This window comes from Bacillus cereus group sp. Bc061 (assembly GCF_027715825.1).
Classification (GTDB): domain Bacteria; phylum Bacillota; class Bacilli; order Bacillales; family Bacillaceae_G; genus Bacillus_A; species Bacillus_A paranthracis.
This window is the reverse complement of the sequence record NZ_JAQFTZ010000007.1, coordinates 130387-148123: the sequence shown is the minus strand read 5'-3', so window position 1 is coordinate 148123 and position 17737 is coordinate 130387. Positions and strand designations below refer to the sequence as shown.

The following is a 17737-nucleotide window of genomic DNA, read 5'->3' as shown; positions in this document are numbered from 1 at the left end:
ATATCGTTTTAGAATGTGGAGGAATATATGCAACACCGTAAAAGACTATCTATACCAGGAGTAATGAGACATTCCTTTCAAACTGTTAGATTTGCCTTTTGGAATGTGTTAACATTCCAACTTGCTTATAAATTGTTAGCAGCGATTGTGTTTATCCCACTTTTCGGTATTATTTTCAATAAGTTGTTGTACTTTGGTGGGTATGCAAACGCAACAAATGATGAGTTATTAGCATTTTTGAAAACCCCATACGGGATTTTGGCGATCGTAATTTTATCTATATTGGCATTGTTCCTGATTTTTACAGAGTTTGCAGTACTTATTATCATTTCGTACTTCGCTCATAAAAGGCAAAAGGTGAGATTACGTCCGATTTTATATAAAACAGTAACGTATTTACCTTCTCTGTTTACATATTGCTTACCTGGCTTTGTTTTGTATGCAGTTGTACTATTACCACTATTAAGTATGGGATATAAATCTGCATTGATTCCTGAAATTCAAATTCCTAATTTTATTACAGGTGAACTATTTAAGACAACAATGGGGCAAGTTGGATATTATACTTTCTTTGCTGTAGTTGCCTATTTGAACCTTCGTTGGATTTTTGTTTTACCTATTATCGTTTTAGAGGAGAAGCCGTTCCGTACGGCAGCACGCAAAAGCGCAAACTTAGTAAAAGAAAGCTTCTTTAAAGTTTTGTTCTTTTTAGTAGGTTTTTTCATATCTGTAGGAATTGTTTTTCTTTTATGTGTAGGAGTTTATTTACTTTGTCTGTGGGGAGTATATGAATTTACAAACCCAGAAGGGACATTTGCACTACTAGCAGAGTCAACTATTTCAGTTTTCCTAACAAGTACATTGTATCTATTTAGCTTTATTATGACACCGTTCTATATTATGGCGTTAACAAGATTGTATTTACAAAAGGTTCCAGTCGAAGATGTTTTATTAGAAGAAGGATTAGATTATTCAAAGACGAAGGCAGATAAATGTTTCTTCCAAAAACATCGTTGGAAATTTATTGGTGTATATATTGTAGGAATTATTACGGCGGGAATGGTTGTTGCTTTCATTGTGACCTTTATTACAAACACATATAAAGAACCGATTATTATGGCTCATCGCGGTTATATTTCAAAAGGTGTAGAAAATACGAAAGAAGCTGTGCAGGGAGCTATTGATGCGAAAGCAGACTACGCTGAAATAGATGTATTACAAACAAAAGACGGTGAACTAGCAGTTATACATGATTTGAAGTTGAAACGTCTTGCCAATGCTAACGTTCATGTTTCGGATTTAACGATGGAAGAGTTAAGGCAGCTTACCCTTAGTCAAGATGGTTTTTCAGGACAAATCAGTACGCTGGATGAAATCATTAAGTTGGCAAAGGGTAAAATCAAACTCAATATTGAAGTGAAGCTTCATGGGGGCGAAAAAGACTTTGTAAACAAAGTATTAAAAACGATTAAAGATAATGAATTTGAGAAGCAATGTGTTATTCAAACGTTACATTATCCGCTTATAAAAGAGTTTAAGCGTGCAAATCCAAATATAAAAGTAGGATATATATTATATGCAAGTAGAGCTCACTTAAAGAATGTAAAGGCTGATTTTTATGTAGCGGAAGAATACATGTTAAATAAGAAATTAGTAAAAGAAGCAAGGAAGTTAAATAAACCAATTTACGTATGGACGGTAAATGATATGGAAAGTTTAAAGGGATATTATAAATTGAACGTAGATGGTATCATTACCGATTATCCTGAATCGGCACGTGAAACAATTAAGATGTTAAAAGAGCAAGAAGAGGAAGAAAGTGATCTGTTTGATAAAATTACGGAAACAACAGATGATTTATTTTCCAAGTTATTTATAAGTTATCCAGCTGCTAGTTAAATGCTAGCAGCTGTTTTTTTAGGGAAAGAATATATCCCTAAAGTATTGTTTAAACTTATAACTGTATATGTATACGGCATCATTGGTATTTCTTACATTGTTACATTATTGTCGAATAATAAATGATTGCTGCTTATTTTAAAGGAGTATAATAAAAATAGAGTGATAGATAATGAGATGGAACAACGAGGCTAATAGAATCAATGTTTTATATATTTACACTATTCTAAATATATAAACTTTAAAAATATGGTATGTTAGCGTTTTCATAACTTTTAAGTTATGCTAGAATAAGGACATAAGTTATTAATTATTACAAAAAGAAAAAAGACTTTCTTTTTTCTGTTAATTATAAGGGGGCATTTCATTATGCGTATTGGGGTACCAGCAGAAATTAAAAACAACGAAAACCGTGTGGCAATGACACCAGCAGGTGTTGTACATTTAATTCGTAACAATCACGAAGTATTCATTCAAAAGGGTGCAGGTTTAGGATCTGGTTTCACAGATGCTCAGTATGTTGAAGCGGGAGCGAAAATTGTTGATACAGCTGAAGAAGCTTGGAACATGGAAATGGTTATGAAAGTTAAGGAACCAATTGAAAGCGAATACAAACACTTCAGCGAAGGTTTAATTTTATTCACATACTTACACTTAGCTCCAGAACCAGAATTAACAAAAGCATTAATCGAAAAGAAAGTTGTTTCTATTGCATATGAAACAGTACAATTAGAAAACCGTTCTCTACCATTACTTGCACCTATGAGTGAAGTAGCTGGTCGTATGGCTGCACAAATTGGTGCACAATTCCTTGAGAAGAACAAAGGCGGTAAAGGAATTTTACTTGCAGGTGTTCCAGGGGTTAAACGTGGTAAAGTAACAATCATCGGTGGTGGACAAGCTGGTACAAATGCTGCTAAAATTGCAGTTGGACTAGGTGCGGATGTAACAATCATCGACTTAAGTGCAGAACGTCTTCGTCAATTAGATGACATTTTCGGAAACCAAGTAAAAACTTTAATGTCTAATCCGTACAATATTGCAGAAGCTGTAAAAGAGTCTGATCTTGTAATCGGTGCAGTATTAATCCCAGGTGCAAAAGCGCCAAAACTTGTAACAGAAGAAATGATTAAATCAATGGAACCAGGTTCTGTTGTTGTAGATATCGCGATTGACCAAGGTGGTATTTTCGAAACAACTGACCGTATTACAACTCATGATAACCCAACTTACGAAAAACACGGCGTTGTTCATTATGCAGTTGCAAACATGCCAGGTGCGGTTCCACGTACATCAACTCTTGCATTAACAAACGTAACAGTACCATACGCAGTACAAATTGCTAACAAAGGCTACAAAGAAGCTTGCTTAGGCAACTCTGCATTACTAAAAGGTATTAACACATTAGATGGCTATGTAACATTCGAAGCAGTTGCAGAAGCTCACGGTGTAGAGTACAAAGGTGCTAAAGAATTATTAGAAGCAGAAACAGTATCTTGCTAATACAAGCATTATACAAAACAAAATCGAACAATATATAAACCAACATGATAAGAGCTAAGAGTGAATATCTCTTAGCTCTTCTTGGCAAAAGGGGGCATACATCGTGGCCAACCTATTTAAAAAGAAATCCGTTACGCAATTGTTAGGGGAAAGTAAAAGTAAAACTTTAACGAAAACGCTAGGGGCATTTGACCTAACAATGCTAGGGATTGGTGCGATAATTGGTACAGGAGTACTAGTATTAACAGGATTAGTAGCAGCAAGAGATGCTGGTCCAGCAGTTATCTTTTCATTCATGATTGCAGCGATTGTTTGTGGATTTGCAGCGTTGTGTTATGCAGAAGTTGCATCTACACTTCCGGTTTCAGGTAGTGTGTACACATATTCATATGCGACAATTGGTGAGTTTATTGCCCATCTAATGGGGTGGACATTACTATCTGTATATGTCGTAACAACTGCCGCAGTAGCAGGTGGATGGACAGGTTATTTTAATAACTTAGTGAGTGGATTCGGATTAGAAATTCCAACAGAGTTGTTAAAGATTCCATCACAAGGTGGGATCGTGAATTTACCAGCAGTAGTCATTACATTAGTTTTAACTTGGTTACTATCAAGAGGTACGAAAGAAAGTAAGCGTGTGAATAACATAATGGTATTAATTAAAATTGGTATTGTTATTTTATTCATTGCAGTTGGTGCGTTCTACGTACAACCAGAAAACTGGACACCATTTGCACCATACGGTATTAGCGGAATCTTTGCCGGCGGAGCAGCAGTATTCTTTGCTTTCTTAGGATTTGATGCATTAGCAACTTCTGCTGAAGAAGTAAAAAATCCACAACGTGATTTACCGATTGGTATTATTGCTTCATTAGTTATTTGTACAATTATTTATGTTGTAGTATGTCTCGTTATGACAGGTATGGTTTCTTATAAAGAATTAGATGTACCAGAAGCTATGGCATATGTATTAGAAGTTGTAGGACAAGATAAAGTAGCGGGTGTAATCGCAGTTGGAGCTGTAATTGGTATTATGGCTGTAATCTTTGCTTACATTTATGCAACGACACGTGTATTCTTCGCGATGAGCCGTGACGGTTTATTACCAAAATCATTTGCGAAAATTAATAAGAAAACAGAAGCGCCAGTATTCTCAACTTGGTTAACAGGTATTGGTAGTGCTTTAATTGCTGGATTTATCGATTTAAAAGAATTGTCGAATTTAGCGAATATTGGAGCATTGTTAACATTTGCGATGGTAGGTGTGTCAGTTATTATTCTTCGTAAAACACATCCGAACTTAAAACGTGGCTTTATGGTACCACTTGTACCAACGCTACCGCTTATTTCAATCGCATGTTGTCTATTCTTAATGTTTAACCTACCATTAACAACATGGATCTACTTCGGTATTTGGTTAGCAATTGGAGTAGTTGTATACTTTGTTTATTCGAAAAAACATAGTCATTTAAAAGACGATGGAAGTTCGCAGGATAATTTAGAACAAGCTAATTAAAAGCTTAGTTAAAAGGGATATAAGTATAGTAAGCCTTGTGCGTCTAGGGAACGCGCAAGGCTTTTTCTTTTGTGTAAAGTGTATATTCTTTTTTGTATGAGAATGTAATGGATGCGGAAAATATGTGTAGATCTTTTTAAAATGTGAACGAAATGTTCAAAAAAATGTATGAGATTTCATTGACACATATGAATGGACGCTCATATAATAAAGGTATAAGATATATGAATGATTGTTCATATGTTCAAATAAAGAGGTGAGCTATAATGGCTGGAAATAAAGTAGAAACACCACAAGAGACATGTTCTCAAACGATAATTCATGAAGAAGTTGTTGATCAAGTAAAACAAACAATTCCAACGGATGAAAGTTTAAGTAAAGTAGCAGAATTATTTAAAGTATTAGGCGATCGTACACGTACAAGAATATTACATGCGTTATTTGAAGCTGAAATGTGTGTTTGTGATTTAGCGTATTTATTAGGAATGACACAATCATCTATTTCACATCAGCTTCGTGTGTTAAAGCAAGCGAAACTTGTAAAGAATCGTAAAGAAGGAAAGGTCGTTTATTATTCGTTAGCTGACCAACACGTAATTCATATCTTCGAGCAAGCGTTTGAACACGTAAACGAGGAAGAATAAATAGAACGCGAGGAGGGAGAACGATGGCTGAAGCATTAGTGAAAAAGAAACTGATGTTAGAAGGTTTAGATTGTGCAAACTGTGCAATGAAAATTGAAAAAGGCGTTGGGAATATAGAAGGAGTAAATTCTTGCTCTGTAAATTTCGCGACAAAAACAATGGTTTTAGAAACAGCGCAAAATAAAGAAAGCGAAGTTGTTACAGAAGCAAAACAACTCGTTACAAAATTAGAACCGCACATTAAAGTGCAAGAAGAAAAAAACACAAAAATGGCAAAAGAAGTGTTTATATTAGAAGGTTTAGATTGCGCAAATTGTGCGATGAAGATTGAAAATAAAGTTAAGGAAATGCCGACGGTTTCAGCAGCAACTGTTGATTTCGTATCAAAGAAATTACGAATTGAAGTAGCGAATAAAAGAGAATTAGAAACGACTGTAGCCAATATAACAAATGTCGTTCAAAAGTTAGAACCAGATGTGAAAGTTGTTCGTGAAGAAAAGGGTGGTCATGACCATGGACATAGTCACGATCATGGAGAAGCAAATGTGAAAAAAATGGTAGGACGATTAGTGGTTGGAGGAATTTTGACAGCAATTGCTGCATTAGCTGGCTTACCACAAATGATCACAATTCCGTTATTCGTCCTTGCGTATGTATTAATTGGTGGAGATATCGTTTGGAGAGCAGTAAGAAACATAACTCGTGGCCAAGTGTTTGATGAGAACTTCTTAATGGCAATTGCAACACTAGGAGCTTTCGCAATTCAACAATACCCAGAAGCGGTTGCAGTAATGTTATTCTATCAAGTAGGAGAACTATTCCAAAGTATTGCGGTAAACCGTTCTCGAAAATCAATTACTTCATTAATGGATATTCGTCCTGATTACGCGAATGTAAAGATTGGAAATGAAACGAAACAAGTATCACCAGAAGATGTACAAATCGGCGATTATATTATCGTGAAACCTGGTGAGAAAGTACCGTTAGACGGAAAAGTAGTTGAAGGAACATCAATGGTAGATACTTCAGCATTGACTGGTGAATCTGTACCACGTGAAGTTGAAATTGGAAATGATGTATTAAGTGGTTTTGTGAACCAAAATGGTGTATTAACAATTGAAGTTACAAAAGAATTTGGTGAATCAACTGTATCAAAAATTTTAGATTTAGTTCAAAATGCAAGCAGTAAAAAAGCGCCAACAGAAAACTTTATTACGAAGTTCGCGCGTTACTACACTCCAGTTGTAGTAATTACAGCAGCGATCATGGCGTTTATTCCACCACTTATTTTAGAAGGAGCTACATTCTCGGATTGGATTTATCGAGCTTTAGTGTTCTTAGTAATTTCTTGTCCGTGTGCGTTAGTTGTATCTATTCCTCTTGGATTCTTTGGAGGTATCGGTGGTGCATCTAAAAGTGGTGTGTTAGTAAAAGGGAGTAACTATTTAGAAGCTTTAAATGATGTGAAATATATTGTTTTTGATAAAACAGGCACATTAACAAAAGGTGTCTTCAAAGTTACAAAAATGGAACCGAGCGAAGGTATTACAAATGAAGAATTATTAGAGTATGCAGCATTTGCTGAAGTGTATTCTAACCATCCAATTGCACAATCGATTCGAAATGCATATGGAAAATCAGTTGATGAAAAAATAATCGATGATTATAACGAAATTTCTGGTCACGGTACAGTCGTAAAAGTACAAGGAAAAGAAATTTTTGCAGGTAATGCTAAATTAATGAGAAAAGAGAACATTACATTTAAGCAACCAGAAACAGTAGGTACATTAGTTCACGTTGCTGTAGATGGAAAATATGCAGGTTATATCGTTATCTCTGATGAAGTAAAAGAAGATTCAAAACAAGCAATTCAAAAATTAAAAGAACTAGGTATTAAGAAAACAGTCATGTTAACTGGTGATGCAAAACCAGTTGGTGAAGCTGTTGGTAAAGAGTTAGGTTTAGATGAAGTTCACGCAGAACTATTACCGCAACAAAAAGTAGAAGAGATTGAAAAAATTGATGCAGCAAAGCATGGAAAAGAAAAAGTTGCTTTCGTTGGTGATGGTATTAATGATACACCGGTATTAGCAAGAGCCGATGTTGGTATTGCAATGGGTGGTTTAGGATCAGATGCAGCAATTGAAGCAGCAGATATCGTTATTATGACTGATGAGCCTTCAAAAATTGCAACAGCTGTAAACATTGCAAAACGTACAAGACGCATTGTATGGCAAAATATTATCTTTGCATTAGGGGTAAAAGGATTAGTTTTACTACTTGGTGCTTTCGGTATTGCAACAATGTGGGAAGCGGTTTTCTCAGATGTTGGTGTGACACTACTGGCAGTGTTAAATGCAATGCGTGTACTACGAGTGAAAGATTTATAAAGTGAAACTTTAATCAGTGGGGGGCTTCATCCCCCACTGATTATTAGCCTTCACCAATCGGGCTTTTACGGGCAGTTGATTCCCCATCTAACGTCCTTGCTTTCGCTGTGGGGGTTTTACTGCCCGTTAATGCGGGATAAAAAAGAGGACGCAACTTGCGTCCTCTTTTTTTAGGTTATTCTGTTGAAATTGACTCAATAAAATAATATCAAATACTATTTTACTTTAAAATAGTATAATATTAAAATTTAAAAATAAAACAAATTCGTCTTATTATTTTAATATACTTTTTACAAATATCCATATAGTATTGAAAAAACAGAGAAGGGGAACTTCTCTGTTTACTTTTGTATGTTTTTTTCAACTTGTTCTCGAACAGTTTGAATGTAATTCATTTTATGATCCCAGCATTCTTGACTTAAATCGACAGGGTACTCTTCAGGATTTAAAGTTCGCATATACTCTTCCCAAAATAACGCGAGACTCTGTTCATTGTATTTTTGAATATCCAATATGTCAGGTAGTTCATATGTTCTTTCACCGTTAACGAAAATGTCTTTATGCAGTTCGCGCGCTTCAAAGTTTGTTACAAATTTACTTATATACGTGTGAACAGGGTGAAACATTTTTAAGCGTTCTTCTTTTCCTGGTTCTTCACAATCTAATGCAATATAATCGCCTTCTGCATGATCATTAACTCGGTTGATAATGCGATAAATTCGTTTCAGTCCTGGAGTAGTGATTTTTTCCGGGTTAGATGAAATTTTAATTGTATCATTTAACTTTCCATCAGTATCTTCAATCGCAACGAGTTTATAAACAGCCCCTAATGCTGGTTGCTCAAAGGACGTAATCAATTTTGTTCCAACGCCCCATACATCAATTTTTGCTCCTTGAGATTTTAAATGCATAATGGTGTATTCATCTAAATCGCTAGAAGCAATAATTTTTGTATTTGTAAACCCGGCTTCATCTAGTAGTTTTCTTGCCTTTTTAGATAAATAAGCCATATCACCACTATCGAGGCGAATGCCATAAAAATCGATGCGATCCCCGAACTCTTTTGCCACGCGAATTGCATTTGGAACACCAGATTTTAATGTGTCATATGTATCAACGAGAAAGACACACTTTTTATGAGTTTCAGCGTATTTCTTAAAAGCAACATATTCATCGCGATAAGCTTGAACAAAAGAGTGCGCATGTGTGCCGGCTACAGGTATCCCAAAGCGTTTTCCAGCCCGTACGTTACTCGTAGATGAGAAACCACCGATAAAGGCAGCACGTGTACCCCAAAGGGCTGCATCGAACTCGTGGGCACGTCTTGTTCCGAACTCTAAAAGTTCATCGTTATTTGCAGCGTGCTTCATACGAGCTGCTTTCGTTGCAATTAATGTTTGGTAATTCACAATGTTTAACAGGGCGGTTTCAATAATTTGTGCTTCCCCGAGCGGTGCATCGACACGTAATAAAGGCTCGTTATTAAAGACAACTTCACCTTCTTGCATACTTCGAATCGTCCCGGTGAATTTCATATTTTGTAAATACTGAAGAAATTCTTCTTCAAATTGTAATTCTGCTAAATAAGCGATATCGCTTTCGGTAAAGCTGAAGTTTTCTATGTACTCTACAATTTTTTCAAGGCCAGCAAAAACAGCATAACCGTTCTCGAATGGAAGTTTTCGAAAGTATAAATCAAACACCGAGCGGCGGTTATGAATACCATCTTTCCAATATGTATAAGCCATATTAATTTGATATAAATCTGTATGTAAGGCATAGCTATCGTCTTTATAATAAGTCATCGCGAAAACACCTCCATAATTTGGTTATAGTATACCAATTTTTCACGGATCGTAGCAAAGAATAGATATGAAAGTATAGTCAAGAGGGAAAAAAATGAAATATTGCATATTTTTTAGAAAATTAACATTTATCAATTTATATTTCTCAAGATTTTATGTATTATTAAAGTAATGGGGGTAAATGAGAATGGAGGAGGACAATGCAACAAACATTAGAAAAAATAGGCAAACAAGTCTTTTACAAACGGCTACAGCAAAAAATGACACAAGAAGAATTATGTCAGGGCATTTGTTCTGTCTCATACTTAAGTAAAATCGAAAATGGAAAAATCGAAGCATCAGAAGAGATTCTACAATTGCTCTGCGCAAGATTAGAAATTGCCGTGACGGATTTGAGAGATGTAGAAGAAGATGTGAAGGGGAAGCTGGATGAATGGTTAAATGCATTAGTTCATTTGGACAAGCCACAAGTAGAGCGCATATATGAAGAATTACAAGGTGAAATGAAGCATGTTTTGGATTTTGAAATTATAAATTATTATAAACTGCTTTATACGCGTTATTTAATTATGAAACGAGATTTTTCTGCTGTTGAAGAAGAATTAGAGAGCTTAAAAAAGATGTACAAAAAGTATTCACCATTCCAGAAATTATTATATACGTATAGTAAAGGTCTATATTATTTTTTACAGCATAAATATAAGAGGGCATTGGAATACTTGACTCGAACAGAAGTAATGGCAAAGGAACAAGGTTATCACGAAAATGGAATATATTTCAATTTAGCTCTTGTTTATAATGAATTGGAAGTTGAACATATGACTTTACATTTTGCTAATGTAGCAATGGAAGGATTCAAGAATGAATATAAGTTTCGTTATGTGATAAATTGCCAGTTACTTATTGCATTGAGTTATATACAAAAAAAACAATATAATGAAGCACTATCTATTTATAATAATATTTTGAGGGAAGCAAATTCTTTTGCCGATAAAGAAAATATAACAGCTATTGCTTTAAATAATTTAGGCTTCCTGTACTACAACTTAAAAGATTATGCAAAAGCTAAAGATTATTATTTGCAATGCTTAAAGTACAAGAAGGAAGAGGATTTAAATTATATTGATGCAGTGTATGAAATCGCTTTACAGTGTATTGAATTAAAAGAATTTGAAGAAGCGAAAGATTGGATTGATAAAGGGATAGATATCGCGAAGAGGGATGAAAAGTATAAAAGTATGCTATATATACTTTTAATGCTTAAGCATAAATACTTTGAAACTAAAGATGTTTATAAAAAGTTTTTAGAAGTTGAGGCAATCCCATTTTTTAGAGGCGAAGAAAATAAAAAAGAATTAAAACTGGTTTATTTAGAACTAGCAGGATACCACGAAGAATTATTAGAGTTTAGAGAAAGTAATAATTATTATAAATTAGCAATTAATTTATTAGAAGAAAAGGGAGGAAAATAGTATGAAAAAGAAAATAATTATTGGTGCTTTAGCTTTGGTAGCTGTACTGGTGGTATTGGAACCGCAATATGCTTGGACATCGGATATCTATGGTCAAGGAGAAAAAGTAGTTGAATTGGTAAATTCTTAATAAAAACCCCCTTTCCAACCGGAAAGGGGTTTTTCAATATTTGTTCCTCAAAATTCTACAAAACTTGAGAAAAAAATTAATTGAATTTTTAGTATATTAATAGTGGAAACATAATGCTAATATGAAACTACTCTTTTTCAAAAAATAATTTATTAGGGGGAAGGTTCATGAAAAAGAAAAGTTTAGCATTAGTGTTAGCGACAGGAATGGCAGTTACAACGTTCGGAGGGACAGGCTCTGCATTTGCAGATTCTAAAAATGTGCTCTCTACGAAGAAGTACAATGAGACAGTACAGTCACCGGAGTTTGTTTCTGGGGATCTAACTGGGGCAACTGGTAAGAAAGCAGAATCTGTTGTGTTTGATTACTTAAACGCAGCAAAAGGTGATTACAAGTTAGGGGAAAAGAGTGCGCAAGATTCTTTCAAAGTGAAACAAGTGAAGAAAGATGCTGTAACTGATTCAACAGTATTACGTTTGCAACAAGTATATGAAGGAGTACCTGTATGGGGTTCTACGCAAGTAGCTCACGTAAGTAAAGATGGTTCTTTAAAAGTATTGTCTGGAACAGTTGCACCTGATTTAGACAAAAAAGAAAAGTTGAAAAATAAAAATAAGATCGAAGGCGCAAAAGCAATTGAAATTGCACAAAAAGATTTAGGGGTAACACCTAAATATGAGGTAGAACCAAAAGCGGACTTATATGTATATCAAAACGGTGAAGAAACAACATATGCATACGTTGTAAATTTAAACTTCTTAGACCCGAGTCCAGGAAACTACTACTATTTCATTGAAGCAGACAGCGGTAAAGTGTTAAATAAATATAATAAATTGGATCATGTAGCAAATGAAGATAAATCACCAGTTAAGCAAGAGGCGCCTAAACAGGAAGCGAAACCAGCTGTAAAGCCTGTAACAGGAACAAATGCAGTGGGTACTGGTAAAGGTGTATTAGGAGATACGAAGTCGCTTAATACAACGTTATCTGGCTCATCTTACTACTTACAAGATAATACGCGCGGAGCAACGATTTTCACATATGATGCGAAAAATCGTACTACATTGCCAGGAACATTATGGGTAGATGCAGATAATGTTTTCAATGCAGCGTATGATGCAGCAGCGGTAGATGCTCATTACTATGCGGGTAAAACATATGATTACTATAAAGCTACTTTTAATAGAAACTCTATTAATGATGCAGGAGCGCCATTAAAATCAACAGTTCATTATGGAAGTAGATATAATAATGCGTTCTGGAATGGCTCTCAAATGGTATACGGAGATGGTGATGGTGTAACATTCACTTCATTGTCTGGTGGAATTGATGTAATTGGCCATGAATTAACGCATGCTGTTACAGAGTATAGCTCAGATTTAATCTATCAAAATGAATCAGGAGCATTAAATGAAGCTATTTCAGATGTTTTTGGTACTTTAGTAGAATTCTATGATAACCGTAACCCAGATTGGGAAATTGGTGAAGATATTTATACGCCTGGTAAAGCAGGAGATGCGCTTCGCTCTATGAGTGATCCAACGAAATATGGTGATCCAGATCATTATTCTAAGCGTTACACTGGTACTAGTGATAACGGTGGGGTTCATACGAACAGTGGTATTATTAACAAACAAGCTTATTTATTAGCAAATGGCGGTACGCATTACGGTGTAACTGTAACTGGTATTGGTAAAGATAAGCTAGGTGCAATTTATTACCGTGCAAACACACAATATTTCACGCAATCTACTACATTTAGTCAAGCGCGTGCTGGTGCAGTACAAGCTGCAGCTGATTTATATGGTGCGAACTCTGCTGAAGTAAATGCAGTTAAGCAATCATTTAGTGCTGTTGGTATTAACTAACGATCTAAAGGATAGCTATTAATAAAATACCTCAAAAATAAAGAAGGAGCATAGGCTCCTTCTTTATTTTTTTCTCCATTTTTTCCACAAATAAAACAATCCAATAGCGCCCGCGATTGTTACAATCCACTTCGCTTCATTTGTTCCGTTCATGACATGATAAGCAGAATATACCTCGATTAATAATGCCGGTATTTTACCTATTGTACTGGCAATACTGAAGGATAGTAATGACATTTTGCCTAGAGCTGCAAATAAAGTCACGATACTAGACGGAATGAAAGGAATGAGGCGGAACGATAGGACGAGTAGAAAGGCCTCTCTACCCTCTACATAAAGTAGGCGTTCTACCTTTGGATACTTATTTACTTTGCTGTGAGTGAATTTCTGAAGACCTATACGATAAATATAAAACGAGATAATAGCCCCTAACGCCTCACCAGCGATCGAAATAATAGTTCCATTTGCTACACCAAAGAGCTGTATGTTAATAGCGGTCAAAAAAATACTAGGGATAACACCTAAAAGACTAATGACTATGTTGATTAAGATACTAAGTGGAATTGCGATTGAATAATAGTCTGTTAAGAAGTTTTGAATTGTTTCAGCCATTGTTTAAAATCCTTTATCTTTTTTTGCATTACACCATATTTCCATTGTATAGGCAAGTACAAATTTACATAATGTAGAAAAACGTTGATAAAACACCATTAATATACCTTATATAGGTATTGGGTATATCTGATGAGGGGTATATTTCAATGACTTGAAAAACACCAAATAAACCCTTTATTTAAAGGTTTTATTTGGTGTTTTTATAGGTATTTAATCTTGGGAAATAATTATAAAAACATAGGGGTATATTTATGTAAGGGCGAAAATAGCGGTTTTATGAAAAACGGGTGGTAATTTGGCAAAATAGATGAGGAATTTAAAAAATGTTGTATGTTTTTTCGGTGTGAAATTGACTTTTAGTGAAGTTACGATAATAATCATGAAAGAGGTGATATGATGAAACGAATAAGTAGTCTTTTCTTGAGTAGTTTATTGGCATTAATACTGATCTTAAGTGGATGTGCAGGAAAAGAACAAAAAACAGAGAAACAAACAGGGAATCAATCGACATCAGTAGAAAAAATTAGTGATAATATTTTAGACGAAATGGAAGGGCCACCTAAAAATGGTCATACGATTGAAAGACATGTAGGCAAATCAGAAGAAGATTTGAAGAATCGCTTGAAGACAGATAAAGTATCAGCAGCAAGTACATACTATGACAAGGAAACGGCAACGAAAGCTGTAAAAGATAGTTTGAAGCAGCATGATAAGGAAATTCAAGATTGGTTAAAAAATTCTAAAGAGGCTCGTCTCGTATTAAATACAACACATTCATTTCCGGTTGGAAAAACGGTAATAAAGAAAAATATGAATGTAAAAGACAAGTTAGTCAAAACTGTTACTGTTTTAGCGAGAGATAAGTCAGGGGATTTAGGATATAAAATCATTACTTCTTATCCATCTGATAAATAAGAAGGGGGAGTAAATATGTATACGACATTACAATATTTTTTCAAATCGTATTGTACGTTAAGTATCCATGAAGATGAAATAGTAGGCGTGATGGAAGAGTTTATAGAGCAAGAAGACGAAGAAATTGTTTTGAAATTACGCGATGAATTATTATATATGAAGAAAAAGGATGCTTGGGAAGAGGCGTGCGTATTAGCTGCGAAGCAAGGAAATCGTATGTGGTCGTTAGAAGAAACGAAAGACCATCTTGCAACCTTTTTATTATTATTGCAAAAGAAAAAGGCGTGAGTAGATCACGCCTTTTTTGTTTTTGAAATTTTTTTGTTTGATAGTGTCTTATTGTTTTGGAGCGCTTTTATATACGCTTTTTGAAATTTGTCCATTAGATATTACTTCACCGTTTTGTGTTACTTTTTTATACGTAACTGCTGTTATTTTATCATTAGTCCTACTAATTACTTGAGAAGAAACTTCAACATTTTTACCAGTATTTGTGCCGAAAATACGTGTAGTAATACTACCTCCATTTGAAAATGCTTGAATATAAATATGATTGCCTGTATTGTTTTTAAATTTTAAATCTGGACCATAATCTGCTACTGCTGCATCTTGCCCAAGTGGTAAATAATTTACGGGCATAGAATGGTTGCTTCGAGAAACAATTCCTAAATCTGCTCTTAAAGCTGCGCTATATAAAGTACTACTCACTTGGCAAACGCCTCCGCCTGCACTTTGTATAACTTTCCCTTGTGAATATACAGCTGCGGATTTATAACCATGAGCAGCATCCGTTACGCCAACGCGGCCATTAAAACTAAATGTTTCATCAGGTGCGACAATCACTCCACTTAAAGTATTAGCTGACTTATTTACGTTAAAGGATTGATTCCCATTACGGCCAGCCATTGGAGTTGAATATTCAGCAATTACTTCTTTAATCCCCATTTTCTGTATATCTTCTGTAGAACGTTCAGGCTTTAATAGTGTAACGGGTAATGTAACGTCAGATGTGCCAGAAGTAATGGCTTGCCGCGTTAAATCAGTTAACTTTTCTTTATCGATTTTTTCTCCATTTTGGCTCTGGCTAATATTTACTGTAGTGCCTTCAATACTTAATTCTGCATTAACAGGATTTTTTAATGTTTCATTATATTTATCCTTCATAAAGCTTTTATAAGCAGTTGTATTTAATTGAGGTGTTAATTTATAGTCACGTTTTAATTCACCGTTCTCAGCTTGTTTCCGCATTTTGTAACGATTTATTGCGTTGCCTTCTTGTTCTTTAAAGATTTTGTCGATAATATCTTTTTCTTTATAATTTATCCCTAAATCTTTCCATGTGTAAGTTTGTTTATCGTTTTGGAATATGTACGTAAGTGATTTTTGATCTAATTCAGTGATTTTTTGATTAATAATAGCTTGAATATCTTTTTTATTTTTTCCATCGAGAGAAATACCTTCAAATGTAGTATTGGGTAATGCAGTAGTATCTAATTGATTATTTAGTTTGGATACATATTGATATCCGCCAACACCGCCAACACAAAGTAATATGCCTCCAGCAATTGCAGAACCGATCAGTATTTTACTTAGCTTCATTTATTTCCCCCCAGAAATTTTTGTATAAATATATGTATTACATTTTTTGTATAAAAATGATGAAAATAACATTATGTACGTACTAGTATACTATTATTTTCACTGTGTGTGTAATGTTTTTATAAAATATGTTACACTGTTGTAATAATTGTCTCTTTTTGTCACAATATGTACGAGAAATATGTTGAAAATTATAATAAAAAGGCTGTCTAGAAAGTTCTAGCAGCCTTTTTATTATAATTTTTTATGTTCATTTTTATTCGTAACACCGAGATGTTCTTGTAGTGTTGTCGAAATATTATCGACGCTTTTTTCGTTTGGAACGTAATAATAAATACCACCTATATATTTATCAGTACCTTCTACTTGCAATTTGTCCATTTTTAAGTTTGAACCCATTGAATTTTTCGCAATTGTCATCATATCATCAAAAGTTAAATTTGTTTTTAAGTCTTTATCAACAGCGTCTAATAAACCACCGATTTTATTAATGGAATTCAGAGATAATGCCTTTTCAGCAATAGCTTCTAAAACAAGCTGTTGTCGTTGACCGCGCATATAATCACTATCGATATGACGAGTTCTCGCTAGTGCCAGTGCTTCTTCTCCATTTAAATGTTGACGTCCCTTTTTAAGGTGAATTGCATCTGCTTCATCTTTACTATTTTGTTCTGTGAACTCCACTGGAACATCTACAGTAATGCCACCAAGGGAATCAACAATTTTGATAAAGGATTTAAAGTTGAATTTTACATAGTAATCAACTGGAACATCTAAAAATTTCTCAACTGTATCAATCGTGCTGTCTACACCACCGAATACGTGCGCATGTGTAATTTTATCGTATTTATCACGTGATTTAATATAGACACGTGAATCACGTGGAATACTGACAAGCTTAACAGATTTATCGTTTTTATTAATGGTTGCAAGTAATAGTGCATCTGTACGAGTTGCTTTCCCATAATTCTTGTCCCTAATATCACTTTCATCAACACCCATAATAAGTACGGAAATGTTGTCAGTCATAGGTTTAACGGCTTTTTCACGTTTGCTGGATTTGTCTCCGCGACCAAGTTCAGAATAGGCATTACTTAGAATTGATTTTGCTTTACTGTATATATGGAAGGAGTAGCCTCCTGCTCCAAGTGCTATAATCAGTAATGGAATAAGAAGGAACCAAAGTAGACGTTTTTTCTTTGAGCGTCCCTTTTTGGCTCGAGTATCTTTGTGCATATCGGATTTCATCATTTTTTCTCCTTTAAAACTATCAAAGTATATACATCTAGAAGCGCATTTAAACACATAAAAAATATTGTACGCTAAATAAAAGCGATTGTACATGTATAAAAAATAGATGTCTTGATTATTTATAAAG

The 17737-nt window shown here is 34.5% G+C and carries 14 protein-coding genes; 10 read left to right on the top strand and 4 right to left on the bottom strand.

The annotated features are described in order from the left end of the window. Window positions 1-27: 27 nt before the first annotated feature. From PDQ40_RS20810 to PDQ40_RS20790, 5 genes are all read left to right on the top strand, one after another. A complete protein-coding gene (locus tag PDQ40_RS20810; protein WP_001164743.1) occupies window positions 28-1899 on the top strand; it encodes a glycerophosphoryl diester phosphodiesterase membrane domain-containing protein in 1872 nt (623 codons plus the stop codon). A gap of 369 nt (window positions 1900-2268) precedes the next feature. Then, window positions 2269-3402 carry an alanine dehydrogenase gene (gene ald / locus PDQ40_RS20805; protein WP_001219742.1) on the top strand — a complete coding sequence of 378 codons (1134 nt, stop codon included), beginning with the start codon at window positions 2269-2271 and terminating at the stop codon, window positions 3400-3402. Between the two features lie 103 nt (window positions 3403-3505). Then, complete coding sequence (locus PDQ40_RS20800) at window positions 3506-4921, top strand: amino acid permease (protein ID WP_001284877.1); 1416 nt, start codon at window positions 3506-3508, stop codon at window positions 4919-4921. A 266-nt stretch (window positions 4922-5187) separates the two neighbouring features. Continuing rightward, window positions 5188-5565: an ArsR/SmtB family transcription factor gene (locus PDQ40_RS20795; protein WP_000918377.1), complete on the top strand. Its 378-nt coding sequence runs from the start codon at window positions 5188-5190 to the stop codon at window positions 5563-5565. Between the two features lie 23 nt (window positions 5566-5588). Further along, entirely contained in the window at window positions 5589-7955 is a 2367-nt protein-coding gene (locus tag PDQ40_RS20790) for a heavy metal translocating P-type ATPase (RefSeq protein WP_000796589.1), read from the top strand. Window positions 7956-8296: 341 nt separating this feature from the next. Here PDQ40_RS20790 and PDQ40_RS20785 read toward each other — a convergent pair whose 3' ends face one another. Continuing rightward, on the bottom strand, window positions 8297-9760 hold the full coding sequence (locus tag PDQ40_RS20785; RefSeq protein ID WP_000222900.1) for a nicotinate phosphoribosyltransferase: 1464 nt from the start codon (window positions 9758-9760) through the stop codon (window positions 8297-8299). A gap of 200 nt (window positions 9761-9960) precedes the next feature. Between PDQ40_RS20785 and PDQ40_RS20780 the strand changes: the two genes are divergently transcribed. From PDQ40_RS20780 to PDQ40_RS20770, 3 genes are all read left to right on the top strand, one after another. Beyond that, a complete protein-coding gene (locus tag PDQ40_RS20780; RefSeq protein WP_001187927.1) occupies window positions 9961-11232 on the top strand; it encodes a tetratricopeptide repeat protein in 1272 nt (423 codons plus the stop codon). 1 nt (window position 11233) lies between these two features. Further along, window positions 11234-11362, top strand: a complete 129-nt coding sequence (locus PDQ40_RS20775) for an NprX family peptide pheromone (RefSeq protein WP_000726843.1) — start codon at window positions 11234-11236, stop codon at window positions 11360-11362. Window positions 11363-11529: 167 nt separating this feature from the next. After that, window positions 11530-13230, top strand: a complete 1701-nt coding sequence (locus PDQ40_RS20770; RefSeq protein ID WP_000730399.1) for a M4 family metallopeptidase — start codon at window positions 11530-11532, stop codon at window positions 13228-13230. Window positions 13231-13293: 63 nt separating this feature from the next. On the opposite strand, the gene PDQ40_RS20765 is transcribed toward PDQ40_RS20770, so the two are convergent. After that, window positions 13294-13842 (bottom strand): TVP38/TMEM64 family protein, encoded by a 549-nt coding sequence (locus PDQ40_RS20765; RefSeq protein WP_000852206.1) that lies wholly within the window; start codon window positions 13840-13842, stop codon window positions 13294-13296. A gap of 399 nt (window positions 13843-14241) precedes the next feature. Between PDQ40_RS20765 and PDQ40_RS20760 the strand changes: the two genes are divergently transcribed. Both PDQ40_RS20760 and PDQ40_RS20755 read left to right on the top strand, forming a co-directional pair. Then, window positions 14242-14760: an RNase A-like domain-containing lipoprotein gene (locus PDQ40_RS20760; protein WP_000822707.1), complete on the top strand. Its 519-nt coding sequence runs from the start codon at window positions 14242-14244 to the stop codon at window positions 14758-14760. Window positions 14761-14775: 15 nt separating this feature from the next. Beyond that, window positions 14776-15048, top strand: a complete 273-nt coding sequence (locus PDQ40_RS20755; protein ID WP_000288788.1) for a hypothetical protein — start codon at window positions 14776-14778, stop codon at window positions 15046-15048. Window positions 15049-15096: 48 nt separating this feature from the next. Here the strand turns inward: PDQ40_RS20755 and PDQ40_RS20750 are convergent, their stop codons facing one another. After that, window positions 15097-16359, bottom strand: a complete 1263-nt coding sequence (locus PDQ40_RS20750; RefSeq protein WP_000777348.1) for a VanW family protein — start codon at window positions 16357-16359, stop codon at window positions 15097-15099. 234 nt (window positions 16360-16593) lie between these two features. Next, window positions 16594-17607, bottom strand: a complete 1014-nt coding sequence (locus PDQ40_RS20745; RefSeq protein WP_000834032.1) for an LCP family protein — start codon at window positions 17605-17607, stop codon at window positions 16594-16596. Window positions 17608-17737 lie beyond the last annotated feature (130 nt).

Coding starts and splice junctions, on each gene's coding strand:
- PDQ40_RS20810 (WP_001164743.1), top strand. CDS start 28: ATGCAACACCGTAAAAGACTATCTATACCAGGAGTAATGAGACATTCC.
- ald (WP_001219742.1), top strand. CDS start 2,269: ATGCGTATTGGGGTACCAGCAGAAATTAAAAACAACGAAAACCGTGTG.
- PDQ40_RS20795 (WP_000918377.1), top strand. CDS start 5,188: ATGGCTGGAAATAAAGTAGAAACACCACAAGAGACATGTTCTCAAACG.
- PDQ40_RS20790 (WP_000796589.1), top strand. CDS start 5,589: ATGGCTGAAGCATTAGTGAAAAAGAAACTGATGTTAGAAGGTTTAGAT.
- PDQ40_RS20785 (WP_000222900.1), bottom strand. CDS start 9,760: ATGACTTATTATAAAGACGATAGCTATGCCTTACATACAGATTTATAT.
- PDQ40_RS20780 (WP_001187927.1), top strand. CDS start 9,961: ATGCAACAAACATTAGAAAAAATAGGCAAACAAGTCTTTTACAAACGG.
- PDQ40_RS20775 (WP_000726843.1), top strand. CDS start 11,234: ATGAAAAAGAAAATAATTATTGGTGCTTTAGCTTTGGTAGCTGTACTG.
- PDQ40_RS20770 (WP_000730399.1), top strand. CDS start 11,530: ATGAAAAAGAAAAGTTTAGCATTAGTGTTAGCGACAGGAATGGCAGTT.
- PDQ40_RS20765 (WP_000852206.1), bottom strand. CDS start 13,842: ATGGCTGAAACAATTCAAAACTTCTTAACAGACTATTATTCAATCGCA.
- PDQ40_RS20760 (WP_000822707.1), top strand. CDS start 14,242: ATGAAACGAATAAGTAGTCTTTTCTTGAGTAGTTTATTGGCATTAATA.
- PDQ40_RS20755 (WP_000288788.1), top strand. CDS start 14,776: ATGTATACGACATTACAATATTTTTTCAAATCGTATTGTACGTTAAGT.
- PDQ40_RS20750 (WP_000777348.1), bottom strand. CDS start 16,359: ATGAAGCTAAGTAAAATACTGATCGGTTCTGCAATTGCTGGAGGCATA.
- PDQ40_RS20745 (WP_000834032.1), bottom strand. CDS start 17,607: ATGAAATCCGATATGCACAAAGATACTCGAGCCAAAAAGGGACGCTCA.